Raw genomic sequence first — 15,457 nt, forward strand, 5'->3', positions numbered from 1 at the left:
ATGGAATTTCTTACCAGAATCGTACAATGGTCCCTATCCCACAGAATGTTCGTTCTTGCGGGAACACTCTTCCTCATTCTTTTCGGGATCTTTGCAGCAAGCAGAATCAAAGTGGATGCGATTCCGGACATCACGAACGTACAAGTACAAATCGTAACTTCATCCCCTTCCCTATCCAGTTTGGAAATAGAACAATACGTAACTTTTCCGGTGGAAAGGTCTCTCGCAGGGATTCCCAAACTGAAAGAAGTGCGCTCTATATCCCGCTACGGATTCTCTCTCGTCACAGCTATTTTCGAAGACAATGCGGATCTGTATTTAGCAAGACAGCTAGTAAGTGAAAAACTGGTGGAGGCTTCCTCCGAGATTCCACCTAACTTTGGATCACCGAAAATCGCTCCTATCACCACTGGTTTGGGGGAAGTATTTCAATTTACATTGGAAAGCGATCATCACAACCAAATGGATCTAACCACATACCTCAACTGGGAAATCAACCCTGTTTTGAAAACGGTTCCCGGAATCGTGGAAGTGAACGGCTTCGGAGGAAGGCAAAAACAATACCAAGTCATTGTGAACCCCCAGGCGATGATTTCACTCGGAGTTTCTTTAAAACAAATCGCAGAAGCGATCGCACAAAACAATTCCCAATCGGGAAGCGGATATGTGGAAAAAAACAAAGAACAATTGATTTTAGGAAGCGACGGACTTCTTAAATCCGTAGATGACTTTCGAAAGATCCAAGTGGGAAGAACCCCCGACGGATTTCCTGTATATTTAAGTTCGGTGGCTCGCATCGAAGAAGGTTATAAGCTAAGAAAAGGAGCATCCACCGCCAACGGAAAAGGAGAAACCGTAGGGGCGATCACATTGATGTTATTAGGTGAAAATTCTCTCAACGCAACAAAAAACGTAAAAGAAAAAATCGTTCAAATTGAAAAGACACTCCCCGTAGGAATGAAGATCGTTCCTTACTACGACAGATCCGTGATGGTAAAAAATACGATCAGTACGGTGATCTGGAACCTGACGGAAGGGGCCTTACTTGTAGTAGTTGTATTGTTTTTGATGATGGGAAACCTTCGTTCCGGGCTTGTCATTGCAGCCACAATCCCCTTGGCGATGTTATTTGCCATTGGGATGATGTATTTGAGGGATCTTCCCGCAAACCTTATGTCTATGGGAGCGGTCGATTTCGGACTTATAGTAGACGGTGCCGTCATTTTGATCGAGAACTCTTACCGAAGATTGTTCGAAAAAAGAAACGAGCTGAAACGAAAACTGACGGAAGAAGAAAAAAGAGAAACCATACTCAATGCGACGATCGAAGTAAGGAAGGCCACCATTTACGGAGAGATCATCATAGCCATCGTTTATCTTCCTATCCTCACCTTACAAGGAACAGAAGGAAAAATGTTTATTCCTATGGCGCTCACCGTTTTATTCGCACTACTCGGCGCCTTCTTTCTAACACTGACGATCATTCCTGTACTTGCCTCGATGATTTTGGATCCTAAAGAAACGGATCAGGAAGAAACTCCTTTGTTTCATAAGATACAAACGAAGTACAACTATTACTTCGAAAGGATATTTCAATTCCCAGAAAGAACCATTTACGGCACAGTAGGGGCCTTTGTTTGTTCGCTAGTTTTATTTATGTTTTTAGGAGGAGAATTTTTGCCTAAGTTAGACGAAGGAAATCTATTATTGGAAATAACAAGGCTCCCCTCTTCTTCTCTCACACAATCGAACGAAACGTCCGATAAAATCGAAAAGCTGCTGTTGAAAGAAATTCCAGAAATCACAGGAGTCGTTTCCAGAACAGGTTCTCCCGAACTCTCCATCGAGCCGATGGGATTGGAGAAAACGGATGTTTATCTAAACTTAAAACCGAAAAAGGAATGGTCTCTTTCTCAGGAAGATTTGGAGGAAAAAATTTCGGAACTGATCTCCCAACATGTTCCTGAAGTGGCCGTAGGAATCTCGCAACCGATCGAAATGAGAAACAACGAAATCATGGCGGGAATTCGTGCGGATGTAGGAATCAAAATCTACGGGGAAGACATTCCCACCTTAAAAAGACTGGCGGAACAGATCGCCAAAGAAATCGAAAAAGAAAAGGGAGTGGTAGATCTTCGCATCGAACAATTATCAGGGTTGCAGTATCTCAGAATCACACCGAACAGAGACAAGTTGGCAAGATACGGAGAATCCGTCGCCAATGTGGGACAAGTAGTCGCCTCTTTATCCGCAGGTCACCCCGTGGGAATCCTATATGAAGGTAAAAAAAGATTCGATATCGTAATCAAATCAGATTGGAGAGAAGATGTGAATTCCATCGGACAACTTCCCGTAGAAACCTCTCAAAACACTTTCATTCCTTTGTCCGAGTTGACCGACATACAATACGAAGACGGTCCTGTGCAAATCAATCATGAAAATCAAAATAGATATGCGCTCATTCAATTCAACGTAAGAGGCAGGGATTTGGTGAGCACTGTGGAAGCGGTAGATAAAAAAATCCAATCCGGCATTCTTTTTCCGCCTAGTTATAGTTACGTTCTCGGAGGAGAATTCCAGAAATATAAATCCGCAGCAAATACCTTAATGATTGTGGTTCCGATCACTTTGGGAATCATCCTTCTGATTTTATATTTGGCGTTCCGAAATTGGAATCCCGTTCTGATCATTTTCTTAAATGTCCCTTTTGCAGTCACAGGAGGAATCATTGCTCTATTTCTCAGACAAATGCCTTTTAGTATTTCCGCAGGAATCGGATTTATAGCTCTCTTCGGAGTCGCAATCCTAAACGGTTTAGTATTGATTTCCTTCACCAAGGAAATGGAAGAAAAAGGGGAAAGTAAAAAGAATGCAGTCATTCAGGCCGCAAAACAAAGATTACGGCCTGTTCTCACAACAGCACTACTTGCTTCCATAGGTTTTTTACCCATGGCTATCAGCACGTCTCCCGGAGCTGAGGTGCAAAGACCTCTTGCTACCGTGGTGATCGGCGGAATCGTTTCGGCGAGTATTCTGACTTTATTTGTATTGCCTCTCGTCTATTTAAAGTTCTCCGCGAAGAAAGCTTTCATGCTTTCAAAGGAAGCGTAGTCGGCTTTTTTGTTATAAGCAAGACCGGGTAATCCGTGTTTTTCGGCACCTGGTCGAGTGAAACCGTGAACCGCACCTGGATGGGAGATGAAAGTCAAAGGAGCTTTCGCTTCCGTCAAGGTCTTCACGAATGTTTCCACCGCTTCCTTAGGAATGAAAGGGTCATCCGCACCGTGGTGCACTAGAATCTTGGTTTTGATTTTTTTAGAACCGGATGTTAGGTTCGGGCTGGACAACATTCCGTGGAAGGAAACAACTCCGCCTTTTAACTCCGTACCGTCTAATGCTAATTCAACGATTCCTTTTCCTCCGAAACAATATCCGATCGCGCCGATTTTAGTAGGATCTACGTTCGGATCTGCTTTTAGAATTTCCAAAGCCTTTTTGATTTTTTTCAAGAACGCCTTAGGATCTCCGTTGGCACCGGAAAGTTTTCCAGCTTCATTGTGATCTGTAGTGACAACTCCCTTACCGTAAACATCCATTGCAAACGCAACGTAACCTAAATCGGCAAGTTGTTTCGCTCTTTGTTTCGTATAATCGGAAAGTCCCCACCATTCATGAATCACCAAAACTCCCGGACGTTTTCCCGAAACGGATTTATCGACTGCGAAATAACCTTCGTAGGTTTTTCCGTCTAACTTGTATTCGAAGGGAGTCCCTTCTACGGACGATTTTACCGGCAGTTCCGCACTGGGAACCGAGGAACAATACCCCAATACGAAGAGGCACGAAAGGATCAAAATTCGTTGGAACATACGATCTCCTGAAATGTTCGACTGTGAGAATTGGAAGCGGAGAAAACCGCCCCGAGTCATACCAAATCTGACTTACCCTGGAAAGTAAATCAAACCTGTTTTAGAAATCCCAGAACATCCTTGTAATAGGAAAACAAAGGGGATGTTTGTTCCGGTATAGGAAGTCGAGATGCTATTTTTCCTTTTTCATCTAACAAATATTTGTCTCTATCGGGAAAATTTTCGTCTTTTTCATCAAAAAAATCATCAAAAAGCCTCCAAGCGAACCCGAAACCTTTCATCAATTCCCAAAGAATCTCAGCATCTTTCTGTCCCATGGACTGTCTGGCGACTTCAAAAGGAAGCCGGATTGTAATCGCTACTTGTTCCAAAAATAGATCCTCGGAAAAAGAAAGGTCCGTGCGGAAGTGATGGTTTTTTGTTTCTACGGATGCCAGATAATCCGAAGCCGCAGAATGAAAGTTTTGGATCCCTCTCTCTCCGATCCAATCCTTCCATCCGTTTACATAATTCATTAGTCTTTGCCAAACAATGGTTCGGAAATGAATGAGGGAAAAGTTTACTACGGAGTCGGAAGTTTCATCAATGATCTGATCGTCCAGATAATGAATGAACAGAGACATTACATGAGCTTTTGTTAGCTGGAACAATCGATCTTGAGGCAAGGAAGGAAAACAGTCCAAAAAAGAATGTGCAGGAGAGGGAAATAAAGAAATCCAAGAAAGTTCCTCCCCCAATCCCAAAGATGTTTTTTGAAAGAAAGAAAACAAAACATTTGATTGTAATTGTTTGGGAAGTTCTCTTATAGAAGAGTTTACTTCTTCGTTAAACGTTTGTTTCCACATAATCCAATACTCTTCTGCAAAAAGGAATTGTTTCCTTTCCGAAAAAACCTTCCACAGGAGGAAGAACTCCGTGAGTTTCGCAGTCTTTTTCGTGAGGGCAAGAAATGCAAACATCCGGCTGTTCGATTTTCGTTTCGATGAACTCTCCCAAACTTATTTTTTGTTTGAATTCGCGAAGCGAATGAGCGTACCCCCAAGTCTGATCTTGGAAAAAAAATGCATGGGACTTTCTTCTGGAAGAAGGAGAAGGTGACGGCAGAATAAAACCGATTTTCTCGGAAGTGACATTCGTCAAAGGGTTGTCCAAAAAATAAAATTCATAACCGGCTAAACAAAGTAAAGAGGCCATCCTGACTACGCTTACGAATTCCTCCTCAGATAAAAGTTCTTCCGGAAAGGAATGTTTTTCATCTTCGGACAAATGAAATTGAACTAATGTTATACGTCTAATGTTTTTAAAATGTGTATAAAGCCAGCTTGTGAATTCTGGAATCTCTTCCCAATTCGATTTCCGAACCGTAAAAAAAACATCCACGGAAAGACCCGCCCGTTCCGCTTGTTTCAATCCTTCCACTGCTCTTTGCCAAGTTCCTTTCCCTCGAAATGAATCGTGTGTCTCTTCCTTGCCGTCCAAACTCAAAGTGCAAAAAACAAAATCGGAAACCTCCTTCCATTCGTTGCAGAATTTTTCCGTCAAAAAACCGCCATGGGTATTGAAATAGGCAGCAGTATAACCTATATTTTGCGCAAGTCGAACCGCATCGAATAAATGTTTCCAAAGAGTGGGCTCTCCTCCTGTCATATGAAGCACTCTAAATCCTGATTCCCAACCGAGATGAATGATTTCCTTTGCGGATTCCCAGGAAAGTCTTGCCTTGGAAACGGGAGGAGACAAAGCAAAACAGTGTTTACATTTCAAATCGCAAACTGTAGTTACTTCCAAGGAAAGAGTGGATAACGATTCTGCCACAATAGAGCAGTGAAAAGAGTAAGAAAACAGGAAGCAAACCTTATTTCAATCGAAAGACAACGTTTATCATGCGGTTTTGTGGTACCAACTAACCGGAAATATTTTTATAAGCGTCTGAAAAATTTACTAGATTTGCATTTTACAATCATCGATACTTGTCAGAATTCTCAGGGCAACCACATAATTCAGTGTTATGTCTTGAAAACAAAATGGAGATTCTATGAAAAGTTTTTTAGATTTCGTCTTGGATGCATCGAAAGATGTAAATTTGGCCAAAGATCTTGTAGTGCTGCTGGAAGAGGGAAAAAAGGAAAAAGTAACCGAATGGTTCCATTCCAAGGGGTATGAACTGTCCGATTCCGATGCGAGCAAACTAGTCGGAGGCAAAGACAAACTCACCAAAAAAGCGGTCGGAAACCTTCTCGATACAAATTATTAATTTCCATTTCAGCTTACGTTTTGCATTGTTTGGTTGGTGCATTACGTAAGTGAGACAATCCCTTGAACAAGACACTCCTCGTCATTGCGATTTCCCTTTTTCTCAGCCTGTATTTTTTCTTCCATATTACGGACAAAGACCAGTTCCTCTATCTATGCGACGGTTTTGAAGATGTGGAAACCGATTTTCCGCACAAAGAAATCGACTGTAACAAAGGCTGGCTTGGCTCCTCTCCTAAAAGCGGCATTTTACTGGAGAAAAAATTCACCTTCGACGAATTCCATCCCCAAGCAAACTATGCAATGCTGCTTCCTTTTTATTCCGGGGGAATCGAAGTGTTTCTCAACGGAACCAGGATCGGATATCCATCCGACTTTTCCAGTTTAGAGAACAGAAAATCCATTTATTCTTTTCCCAATGTCAAACCGATCCCTCAGGGAGTTCTAGCGGAACAAAATACGATTCGGATGAAACTGGGTTATCCCCGATTGAACGGTTCTTTTCGCCCTATCGCCATCGGACATTTCCAAACGATCCATCAGAAATGGCTGCTTTGGTTCACTCGTTTCTCCAGCCAAATCGCCATTTGTATGTTCATCGCCGCTTATTTCTGCATCTATTTTTTGATTCGAAAGGAAGAGGTGTATCTTATCTATTTTTCTTTGATCAGCCTAATCGTCGCCTTATGGGGAGGAGGATATTCTTCTCTCCTCTACTATCTTCCCATCCCTATCTCTCTTTTGGAAATGATCACTTTTTCGGGAGCGACCGTCATTCCCATGCTGATGCTTTGTTTCTTCAGAAGTTTCAACAAACAAAAGTTCAATGTAATCGATACGGTTGCTTTCGGGATTTATTTTCTGTTTTTTGCAGCATCCTTTTTGGAGATACTTCTCATCGGTTCGATACGAAATTATTACACTTATCTATTCGTTCCTTTCATCCAATGTAATTTCCTATTTATCATCTACATGACCTTTCTTTGTTACCGTCTAACAAAAAAACATCGACAATATGGCGGATTGCAGCTTATCGGTTTTTTATTTATACTCGTATTCTATATCGAGAGTGCGTTCGTTTTCCTAGGATATCTTCCTTGGAGTCCTTTGATTTTGGAAAGTTTCGTTGCCTTCGTAATTTTATTTTCCGTCATACTTGCCATCCATTTTTCGGAGACCTATACCGCATTGGAAGTCACTAGAAAAGGATTGGATGATCTGAACCACAATCTGGAAGAAGAAGTGGTCATAAGGACCAAACAAATTCACGATCAAAAAGAAATTTTAGACAGAGAATTAAGAATCGGCCGTACCATACAAAGTTCTCTCCTTCCTAAAATCACTCATTCCGATTTAAATAAATCCATCGCGTTCGATTACGTACCTTGTATGGAAATCGGAGGGGATTTTCTGGACATTTATTATGATCCTTCGCAAAAAAAATTAGGGATCTTTATGTGCGATGTGTCCGGTCACGGAATCCCTGCGGCGCTTCTCGCTTCGATGACAAAAATCGCACTCCATAACTGGGTCGATTACATCGATTCCCCGAAAGACATGATGAACAATATTGTGCAGCATCTGAAAGGAAATCTGCATGGAAATTTCATTACCGCCGCCATCTCCACCATCTATCTGGATTCGGGAAGAATGATCACAGCCAATGCGGGCCATCCGGAAACCATTCTCATTCGTAAATCGGGAGTATTGGAACGAATCCGTCCCAAAGGTTCCGCCATTTCGGATCTATTGAAAAAGGAATTCCATGTTGCGGAATCGCAGTTGAAGAAGGGAGACAAGGTTGTCGTTTATACGGACGGAATCACGGAAGCCAAATTCGATCATTACTCTATGTTTGGTGATGAAGAATTTCCTAAATTCCTTCAACAAAACAAATCTTTAGGTTCCGAAAAACTGGTGCAGGCAGTTTTCAAAAAACTCTCCGAACTTCCGGAACAATCCATCCGCATACGGGACGATAAAACTCTGCTCGTATTCGATTTTTCATTCTAAAAAGAATTTAGAATTCGGAAGCGGTTCCAAATTTATGGTTTAATCAAAATCCTTCCCTGTTAGAATTTATCCATACAGGGGACTCCATGATCCAGGGCAATTATTTCCAAACTAACGAAGATTTAAAAGAACACTTCCATTCTCTAATCGATTGGGAGGAAATCGTTCCCGTTTACGAACACGATTTCGAAGATGCGAAAACTTACGCACAAACGAATCATCCCCGTTTGGAGATGGCTCCCTCCTCCACGGAAGAAGCTCTAGCTTATTATGAAGAAGTTTTGAATTCTTGCGGAGAAATCTCAGGAGTTTACGTTTCTCAAGTAGCGCAGGATGTAGACCACGAGGGACTCAAATACGAAAACGGAACAGTCACTCATCCTCAAGCGATGGTGGATGTCATTCATAAATACCATGATGCGGGACTCGGCCCGGCAGGTTTCAAGCGCAAATACGGCGGGTTAGGTGTTCCCAACGTAGTCAAAGCGATGATCGCAGAATTGATGTACAGATCGGACAGCTCTATTACGATCGCAGTGGGAAGTATGGGACTTGCCAGCATTTTAGAACGATGTGCTTCCGAAGAAATGAAGGAAGAATGGATTCCCAAACTCATATCCAACCGTTATACGGTCACTATGGGACTTTCAGAACCGGACTTCGGTTCCGATCTTCCTAACATTACCACCAAAGCGGTCAAAAAAGGGGACGATTGGTACCTAACAGGTACAAAACGATTTCAAACGGTTGCCTGCGGAATCAACGGAGAACCGGGAATGACTCTGACTTTGGCAAGAACAGGAACGCAAGAAAGCGGTGCCAGAGGTCTTTCTTTCTTCATAGTGGAAAACAAAGACTACGAAGTTTCAGGAATAGAAAAAAAGCTGGGAATCAAAGCATCTGCCACTTGTGAGGTGGTATTTGAAAATAGCAAAGGGTATCTCGTAGGAAAAGAAGGTTTCGGACTGGTAAAATACGTGATGGGGATGCTGAACGGAGCACGACTCAGCGTTTCTTCCCAAGGAACAGGAATCGCCACGACTGCTTACGAAGAAGCGAAAAAGTATGCAGAAGAAAGAATCCAATTCGGCAAACCGATCATCACGATCCCCGCAGTAAAACGAATGTTAGATCGAATGGAAAGGGAAATCGCAGGAATGCGCTGCCTGATGGTGGAAGCCGCCTACTCCGTAGACAAATACTATTGGACGGAAGACTTAAAAGGCCTCGACCCTGAAAGTAAAATCGTCAAAGATGCAAAATTCTGGGAAAAGGTAGCCAACACTCTCACTCCTATTTCTAAATATTATAATTCGGAAATGTGCAACGATCTTGTTTATGATGCTCTTCAGGTATTCGGTGGAGCGGGATACACGGAAGATTACGATCTATCCAGACTCTACAGAGATGCCCGCATTACCAACATATACGATGGAACCACCCAAATCCAAGTCAACGCAGCCATAGGAGGAATCACTTCCGGTATGTCTTCTACGGGAATTTTCCGCCAATACCTGGATTTGCGTTCTTCTGAAATCAAAGATGTTCCTCTTCTTTCCCAAGTTCGCTCTCGATTCGAAGAGATCGTAGAAACTTGGAAAAAAATTTCAGAAGCTTCCGTCAGAGAAGAATATGCTTTCGAAGTTGTGGAATCCGCAGCCAGACTTGTGGTGGGAATTTTACAGGAAAGAGCGCATCTGAAATCGATAGGAGAAAAAAAGGAAAAGAGAAAATCTTGGAACCGAAAATTCCATACCGATTCTCTAGCAATTCTTTCTGCTAATTTGATTCAGTTGCAGAATGCAGTTTGATGTCTTAAAAGACATTCGGGAATACGTTTTTGATCCCTGTGGCAATCGAGTCAGTCAGGTACAACCGGAGCTTGAAAGTGCGGAGTATGGCGCCTGCACTTTCGAGTTAGACGGTCTAAAAATCAGATTCCGCATTTCCAAAAAAACTCCCACAAAAACCGGTCAATTCGTAACCTTATGGAAACGAAGTAAGGAAGGCCCGATCGTTCCTTTTCATCGCAATGACAAAACGGATTACTTTATCATCAGCGCTAAAGATGAAAATCGATTCGGACAGTTTATTTTTCCGAAACAAGTTCTATACGAAAAAGGAATTCTCTCCGGAGAAAAACCGGGGAAGTTGGGATTTAGAATCTATCCTCCTTGGGACTTAGCAGGGAACAAACAAGCAAAGAAAACGCAAGATTGGCAATTGCACTACTTCGTAGAAAGTCCTATGAATAAATCCGTGGATATAAAAAGAGTTAAATATTTGTTACATCTTTAAATAATCGAATATTCTACTGATTTGGCAAAAAGATTAAGATAAAGTTATGTGGAGTTCATCTACGAAAGAGAAAGAACTAACTTAATCCCTTCGTCAATTTGCATCAAACTTCTATGTTTTAGATTAGAAACTTTGTTCAAAAATCTTTCTCTATCAAGAGTAACGATTTGAGAAATATTTGCGACAGAGTCTTTAGAAAGATGAGTCTCTTTTTTACTGAGTGAAACGTTTCCAGGAGCGTCAGCGAGATTTATGTTGGTAGTCAATGGAACGACTATAACAGTATTGATGCTGCTATCATTAAAAGCATCATCTTGAATTATAATGACAGGTCTTTTAAAACCTGATTCAATCTAGCAGTGATGTAATCTTTTGAATGGTTTTGGATGAATTCTTCCAGTGCTTTTGCGAATAATTGGCTTCTAGGAATCCCGAGCTTTTTAGCAGTTTTCTCAGCCAAAATAAATAGATCATCGGGAATGGAAATTGCCGTTTTCATACCAATGGTATAACTCGGGTATAACCAAAATCAAGCATTTTTAGTAGCCATATTTCTAAATGTGACTCAAGCACATGATAGAAACATTTCAATAAATGAAAATCCGATGCAGGTCCTAACAAAAAAAGCCAGAGAAATTCTCTGGCTTCGAAATGTGACGTAAGGATTGGAATTTAAACGGAAACCAATTCTTCCGATTTCGCTTCCACTATGGTGATTTGCGGTTTCGCAGAAAGTTGAATTCCTTCGGCAGTTCCCATAATCTTTCTTGCGATTCGATCCGGGAATGAATATGCGAAAATTCTCTTCCAAACGGATGCGAACTGTTTGATGAACCCACCGGTATTGTAGTGTTGTCCGTATTTCTCACATAACTCTTGCAATTTGGGAGCGATCTCACGGTATCTTTTTGCAGGAACATCAGGATACATATGATGTTCTATTTGATGGCTGAGGTGACCGGTCATCAGATAAAAGAAGTTCCCTCCGCTGAGATTCGAAGAACCTTTCAACTGACGAATGTACCATTCTCCTTTCGTTTCCCCTTCGATTTGTTCCGGAGTGAAAGTTTCCGCATTCTCGGTGAAGTGACCGCAGAAGATGATGGAATAGGTCCAAAGGTTACGAATCATATTCGCAATAAAGTTTCCTAAAAACACTTTAGGAAAGTTGAGTCCTGCAAGCAGAGGAAAGAAAAGATAATCTTTCACCAATTGAAGTTCCGCTTTTTTGAAGAAAACATCTCTGTATTCCTTAAGACTTTTTTTCTTTCTTTGTTTTTTAGGAATCTCCATATATTCCACTTTGTAACCGTGACCGCCCACTCCCCATTGAAAGTTAAAAGCGAGAAACACATTTGCGATGGATTGGAAAATATGTGCCGGCTTCCATTTTTGTTCTTCGGATAATCTCGTGAAGTGGTAACCGTAGTCGTGATCTTTTCCGACCACATTCGTAAACGTGTGGTGCATATAGTTATGATAAAATTTCCATTGCTTCGAATCGGACACAATGTCCCACTCGAAGGTTCTTGAGTTGAATCTAGGATCGTTCATCCAGTCGTATTGGCCGTGCATTACGTTGTGACCGATTTCCATATTGTTCAGAATTTTAGAACCTGCAAGCAGTAAGGTTCCTACCGTGAAAGTGATCGGTTCGAAACTGAAATGAATCAATCCCCTTCCTAAAATTTCCGTATAACGATAGGCACGATGCACTCTTCGGATATGATCCGCATCTTCCTGACCGATCTTCGCCATCACATCGGTTCTGATCGCTTCCAACTCAGCTCCGAAAGCTTCTGTTTCTTCTTTAGAAAGTTTTTTACTTATTGTTTTCATATACGTATCCTCTTAACATTTCCCCGAATTTATTCTTAAAGATCCAACTCTAGTTTTTCATCCGCACGAGAGAGACAAAGTTGTATGTTCTCTTCGCCGCCGTCGGATATGCTTTGATTTTGCATATTTGTGACGGAACCGCTTACTTTTTTACACGAACATGTATGACAGATTCCCATTCTACAACCGCTAGGCGGGTAGATCCCCTGATCTTCTAATTCCTCTAAGATCGATTTTTCCCCTTTGAGAAGAACCGTTTTGTGGGATTGAAGTAAAACCACTTCTTTAGGACCAGTGCTTTCAAAATTGGTTTGGATCTGATTCGGAAGGAGAAATAACTCGGAAATCACTTTGTTTCCCTTCAATAATTCCTTTGCGGAATTTTGCAAAGGAGCAGGCCCGCAAAGATATACGGGACGTTCCGAAAGATCGGGAACAAATGCATTTAACATTTCTTTGGTTAAAAAACCGGAATCAAAACCTTCCGCAGGAACATCCGTAAGAACATGTTTGATTTCCAACCAAGGACATTTACTTTCCAATTCGCAGAAGGAAGAGAATAAAATGATGTCTTCCTTAAAACGGGAGAAATAAAGAAGTTTCGCCTGACCTTTATAATTTGATTCTTGTAAGGTTTTTAAAATGGAATGAATGGGAGTGATTCCGCTTCCTCCCGCAATGAAAAGCAGTTTGTTCGGAACTTCTTTTTCCAAAACGAAGTCTCCGCTTGCCGTTCCCAATTCGACCACATCCCCTACTTTCAATCTTTCGTTGATGAAATTGGAAACGAGTCCCCCTTTCTGTTTTTTCACAGTGATGGTGGGGTATTTTTCGGAAGGAGAGGAAGATAAGGAATAAAACCGTGTGACCCTTCTTCCTGCGATTTCCACAGTCACGGGAAGGTGCTGTCCTGCGACAAATCCCTTCCAATGGCGGTTTGTTCGGAGAACGATTGTTTTCGAATCTGAGGATTCGGAACGGATTTCCATCACTTTCGCTTTCACAGTAGAAAGGGAAAAAGTAGGGTTAATTTCCTCTAAAAGGAACTCTAGCCAGTTTTTTGGCTGAAAATACTCCCAATACTCTTTGGGATTATGGTAAACAAACGGGAACGCTTTCATTTTTCGCCTCTTTTTTGGTAAACAACTGTTCACAGAGTTACCATACACTGTTAGATATGTCAATCCGGAATCTGTATTTTTTCTCCTTGCTCGAAAAAAAAAGTGAACAATCGTTTACCAAGATTCATTTATGAAGCTCAACCAACGTTACCAACAGAAACTACGCACCAGATCCACACTCATCCAAGCCGCTCTGAAGCTGATGGGAGAAGAAAAGAGTTTGGGAGAGCTCAGTCTCAGAGAAGTCGCAGGAGAAGCAGGGATTGTTCCCGCCGCATTTTACAGGCATTTTAAGAATATGGAAGAGCTGGGCTTGGCCCTTGTGGATGATTTGGGAGGAAAACTACGCACCATCCTGCGGGAGGCCCGCAAAAAGGGAGCTTACAAAACGGCTCTACAAGAATCCATCGCATTGTTTTTCGAATATGTGAAGTCGAACCGGCTTCTCTTTCGCGCCATCTCAAGAGAACGAACGGGAGGAAGCAAACGCATCCGGCAGTCCATTCGAAATGAAATGTCTTTCATCGCCTCTGAGTTAGCATCTGATATGCGACTTCCTAAGTTCGTCCCTTTTTCCGATATAGAATTCATCTCCGAGATGATCGTCACCAACGCATTCCACATGGCGGGAGAATATCTGGATTCGGATCCGAAAGACAACTTGAATGAAAAAAGAATCAAAACCAAAACAGTAAAACAGCTTAGATTGATCTTCACGGGAGCGATCAAAGGCAGAAAAGCAAGAAGAAGCAGAACTTTGTCATGACAATTCATAAAAGAAAACTGATCCACAATGTAGAAAAAATCAAAAAAAGATCCAACTATCAACCGTTTGTATTCGGTAAACCTGTACTGCTCTGGATTTTTATGGGTTTATTGGGAGGAAGCATCGCAGGAGGATATTGGATTCTACTGGAACACCTAACTCATTTTATGGCTCAATTCCAAGGTTGGTTTGTGATTCCTCTGATGGCAATCTCCGGACTTGTTGCGGGACTCATCATCCATTTCATAGGAGATCCGGGAGAACTCAAACTCATCGTCAATAATATACGTTTCAATCGGGGAAGGCTCGAACCTAAAAACAATCCTTCCATGTTTTTATCTTCCTTACTTTGTATTTCCTCGGGAGGGAGTTTAGGGCCGGAAGCTCCTCTTGTGCAAATCACAGGTTCAACGGGTTCTCTTCTGGGAAAAATACTTCGCCTTAAAGGAGAAAACTTTCGTTCACTTACGATTGCGGGTATGGCTTCCGGATTCACCGCACTATTCGGAGCTCCCTTGGGAGGGAGTTTATTTTCTCTGGAGATACTTCATCACAAACATGTAGTGGAATACTACGAAGCCATCCTGCCAGCACTCGTTGCAAGTAGTGCCAGTTACGTTGTGTTCGCATTGATCGTTCATTTGGGATTCGGACCTGTTTGGAACTTTCCTTATTACCATTTGGAATCGATGTTCGATTTTCTTTATGCTGTGTTATTCGCTCTTGTCGCCGTCGTAGTGGGATGGTGTTTTATTTATCTTGCCAAGTCTTTGCAATTCTTTTGGAAAAAAACGAAACTTCCTATCTATGCAAAGATGTTTCTGGGGGGACTCATCTTGGGAATCATCGCCTATTATCTTCCTCTCACTCGGTACTTCGGTCATGAGGAAATCAATACGATCCTTACGGGAGAATATACGATTTCCTTTTTGGTGCTTCTTCTTATTTTTAAAATCTTCTCCATTCTCATCACTGTGACATCCGGCTGGAGAGGAGGATTTATCATTCCCTTGTTTCTAGTGGGAACGGTCTTAGGCTCTCTACTGCACCATCTATTTCCGGAGATCAATCTCAGTTTAGCAACAATCAGTTGTATGGCGGCTTTGAATGCATGCGTCACACGTACTCCTTTAAGCACTGCGATTTTACTCTCTTCCATGACAGGTTTCCATTATTTCGTACCGATCACCTTTGCCAGTTTGACCGGTTATTTTTTCTCTCCGAACGATCCTTTCATCTCAACGCAAAAAACTCAGGAGGGTTTATAAATATCCCGATTTAGGATATTTATAAACCGA

13 protein-coding genes and 1 pseudogene are annotated in these 15,457 nt (G+C 41.8%); 7 read left to right on the forward strand and 7 right to left on the reverse strand.

Annotation, left to right across the window (positions count from 1 at the left end; all coding sequences use genetic code 11):
• Nucleotides 1-3,111 (forward strand): efflux RND transporter permease subunit, encoded by a 3,111-nt coding sequence (locus EHS15_RS17755; protein WP_135761932.1) that lies wholly within the window; start codon nt 1-3, stop codon nt 3,109-3,111.
• Here the strand turns inward: EHS15_RS17755 and EHS15_RS17760 are convergent.
• The 3 genes from EHS15_RS17760 to EHS15_RS17770 all read right to left on the reverse strand — a co-directional run bounded on the left by EHS15_RS17760 (nt 3,060) and on the right by EHS15_RS17770 (nt 5,684).
• Entirely contained in the window at nt 3,060-3,869 is an 810-nt protein-coding gene (locus tag EHS15_RS17760) for a dienelactone hydrolase family protein (protein WP_135761933.1), read from the reverse strand. The two genes, EHS15_RS17755 and EHS15_RS17760, sit on opposite strands and share 52 nt — an antisense overlap.
• 89 nt (nt 3,870-3,958) lie before the next feature.
• Nucleotides 3,959-4,714, reverse strand: a complete 756-nt coding sequence (locus EHS15_RS17765; protein WP_135761934.1) for a hypothetical protein — start codon at nt 4,712-4,714, stop codon at nt 3,959-3,961.
• The gene (locus EHS15_RS17770) at nt 4,695-5,684 is read right to left on the reverse strand and encodes a radical SAM protein (RefSeq protein ID WP_167884282.1); all 990 of its coding nucleotides are present in this window, start codon (nt 5,682-5,684) and stop codon (nt 4,695-4,697) included. The genes EHS15_RS17765 and EHS15_RS17770 overlap by 20 nt, the downstream gene beginning before the upstream one ends.
• A gap of 220 nt (nt 5,685-5,904) precedes the next feature.
• On the opposite strand from EHS15_RS17770, the gene EHS15_RS17775 reads away from it, so the two are divergent.
• From EHS15_RS17775 to EHS15_RS17790, 4 genes are all read left to right on the forward strand, one after another.
• Nucleotides 5,905-6,123 (forward strand): hypothetical protein, encoded by a 219-nt coding sequence (locus tag EHS15_RS17775; RefSeq protein WP_135761936.1) that lies wholly within the window; start codon nt 5,905-5,907, stop codon nt 6,121-6,123.
• Between the two features lie 62 nt (nt 6,124-6,185).
• Nucleotides 6,186-8,135 carry a SpoIIE family protein phosphatase gene (locus EHS15_RS17780; protein WP_135761937.1) on the forward strand — a complete coding sequence of 650 codons (1,950 nt, stop codon included), beginning with the start codon at nt 6,186-6,188 and terminating at the stop codon, nt 8,133-8,135.
• 86 nt (nt 8,136-8,221) lie between these two features.
• Nucleotides 8,222-9,946 carry an acyl-CoA dehydrogenase family protein gene (locus EHS15_RS17785; protein WP_135761938.1) on the forward strand — a complete coding sequence of 575 codons (1,725 nt, stop codon included), beginning with the start codon at nt 8,222-8,224 and terminating at the stop codon, nt 9,944-9,946.
• Nucleotides 9,936-10,433, forward strand: a complete 498-nt coding sequence (locus tag EHS15_RS17790) for a MepB family protein (RefSeq protein WP_135761939.1) — start codon at nt 9,936-9,938, stop codon at nt 10,431-10,433. The genes EHS15_RS17785 and EHS15_RS17790 overlap by 11 nt, the downstream gene beginning before the upstream one ends.
• A gap of 59 nt (nt 10,434-10,492) precedes the next feature.
• Here EHS15_RS17790 and EHS15_RS17795 read toward each other — a convergent pair whose 3' ends face one another.
• The 4 genes and pseudogenes from EHS15_RS17795 to EHS15_RS17810 form a co-directional block, all read right to left on the reverse strand.
• Nucleotides 10,493-10,786: a type II toxin-antitoxin system PemK/MazF family toxin gene (locus EHS15_RS17795; protein WP_135761940.1), complete on the reverse strand. Its 294-nt coding sequence runs from the start codon at nt 10,784-10,786 to the stop codon at nt 10,493-10,495.
• A pseudogene (locus EHS15_RS17800) lies at nt 10,759-10,932 on the reverse strand (ChpI protein); the annotation flags it as partial. The pseudogene EHS15_RS17800 and the gene EHS15_RS17795, both read right to left, overlap by 28 nt.
• 173 nt (nt 10,933-11,105) lie before the next feature.
• The gene (locus EHS15_RS17805; protein WP_135761942.1) at nt 11,106-12,272 is read right to left on the reverse strand and encodes a fatty acid desaturase family protein; all 1,167 of its coding nucleotides are present in this window, start codon (nt 12,270-12,272) and stop codon (nt 11,106-11,108) included.
• A gap of 35 nt (nt 12,273-12,307) precedes the next feature.
• Nucleotides 12,308-13,393 (reverse strand): ferredoxin reductase, encoded by a 1,086-nt coding sequence (locus tag EHS15_RS17810; protein ID WP_135761943.1) that lies wholly within the window; start codon nt 13,391-13,393, stop codon nt 12,308-12,310.
• Between the two features lie 130 nt (nt 13,394-13,523).
• On the opposite strand from EHS15_RS17810, the gene fabR reads away from it, so the two are divergent.
• Nucleotides 13,524-14,159, forward strand: a complete 636-nt coding sequence (gene fabR, locus EHS15_RS17815) for an HTH-type transcriptional repressor FabR (protein ID WP_135761944.1) — start codon at nt 13,524-13,526, stop codon at nt 14,157-14,159.
• A gap of 101 nt (nt 14,160-14,260) precedes the next feature.
• On the forward strand, nt 14,261-15,427 hold the full coding sequence (locus tag EHS15_RS17820; RefSeq protein WP_342775532.1) for a chloride channel protein: 1,167 nt from the start codon (nt 14,261-14,263) through the stop codon (nt 15,425-15,427).
• Nucleotides 15,428-15,457: the final 30 nt, after the last annotated feature.

This window comes from Leptospira idonii (assembly GCF_004770995.1).
GTDB lineage: Bacteria > Spirochaetota > Leptospiria > Leptospirales > Leptospiraceae > Leptospira_A > Leptospira_A idonii.

Coding starts and splice junctions, on each gene's coding strand:
- EHS15_RS17755 (WP_135761932.1), top strand. CDS start 1: ATGGAATTTCTTACCAGAATCGTACAATGGTCCCTATCCCACAGAATG.
- EHS15_RS17760 (WP_135761933.1), bottom strand. CDS start 3,869: ATGTTCCAACGAATTTTGATCCTTTCGTGCCTCTTCGTATTGGGGTAT.
- EHS15_RS17765 (WP_135761934.1), bottom strand. CDS start 4,714: ATGTGGAAACAAACGTTTAACGAAGAAGTAAACTCTTCTATAAGAGAA.
- EHS15_RS17775 (WP_135761936.1), top strand. CDS start 5,905: ATGAAAAGTTTTTTAGATTTCGTCTTGGATGCATCGAAAGATGTAAAT.
- EHS15_RS17785 (WP_135761938.1), top strand. CDS start 8,222: ATGATCCAGGGCAATTATTTCCAAACTAACGAAGATTTAAAAGAACAC.
- EHS15_RS17790 (WP_135761939.1), top strand. CDS start 9,936: ATGCAGTTTGATGTCTTAAAAGACATTCGGGAATACGTTTTTGATCCC.
- EHS15_RS17805 (WP_135761942.1), bottom strand. CDS start 12,272: ATGAAAACAATAAGTAAAAAACTTTCTAAAGAAGAAACAGAAGCTTTC.
- EHS15_RS17810 (WP_135761943.1), bottom strand. CDS start 13,393: ATGAAAGCGTTCCCGTTTGTTTACCATAATCCCAAAGAGTATTGGGAG.
- fabR (WP_135761944.1), top strand. CDS start 13,524: ATGAAGCTCAACCAACGTTACCAACAGAAACTACGCACCAGATCCACA.
- EHS15_RS17820 (WP_342775532.1), top strand. CDS start 14,261: ATGGGTTTATTGGGAGGAAGCATCGCAGGAGGATATTGGATTCTACTG.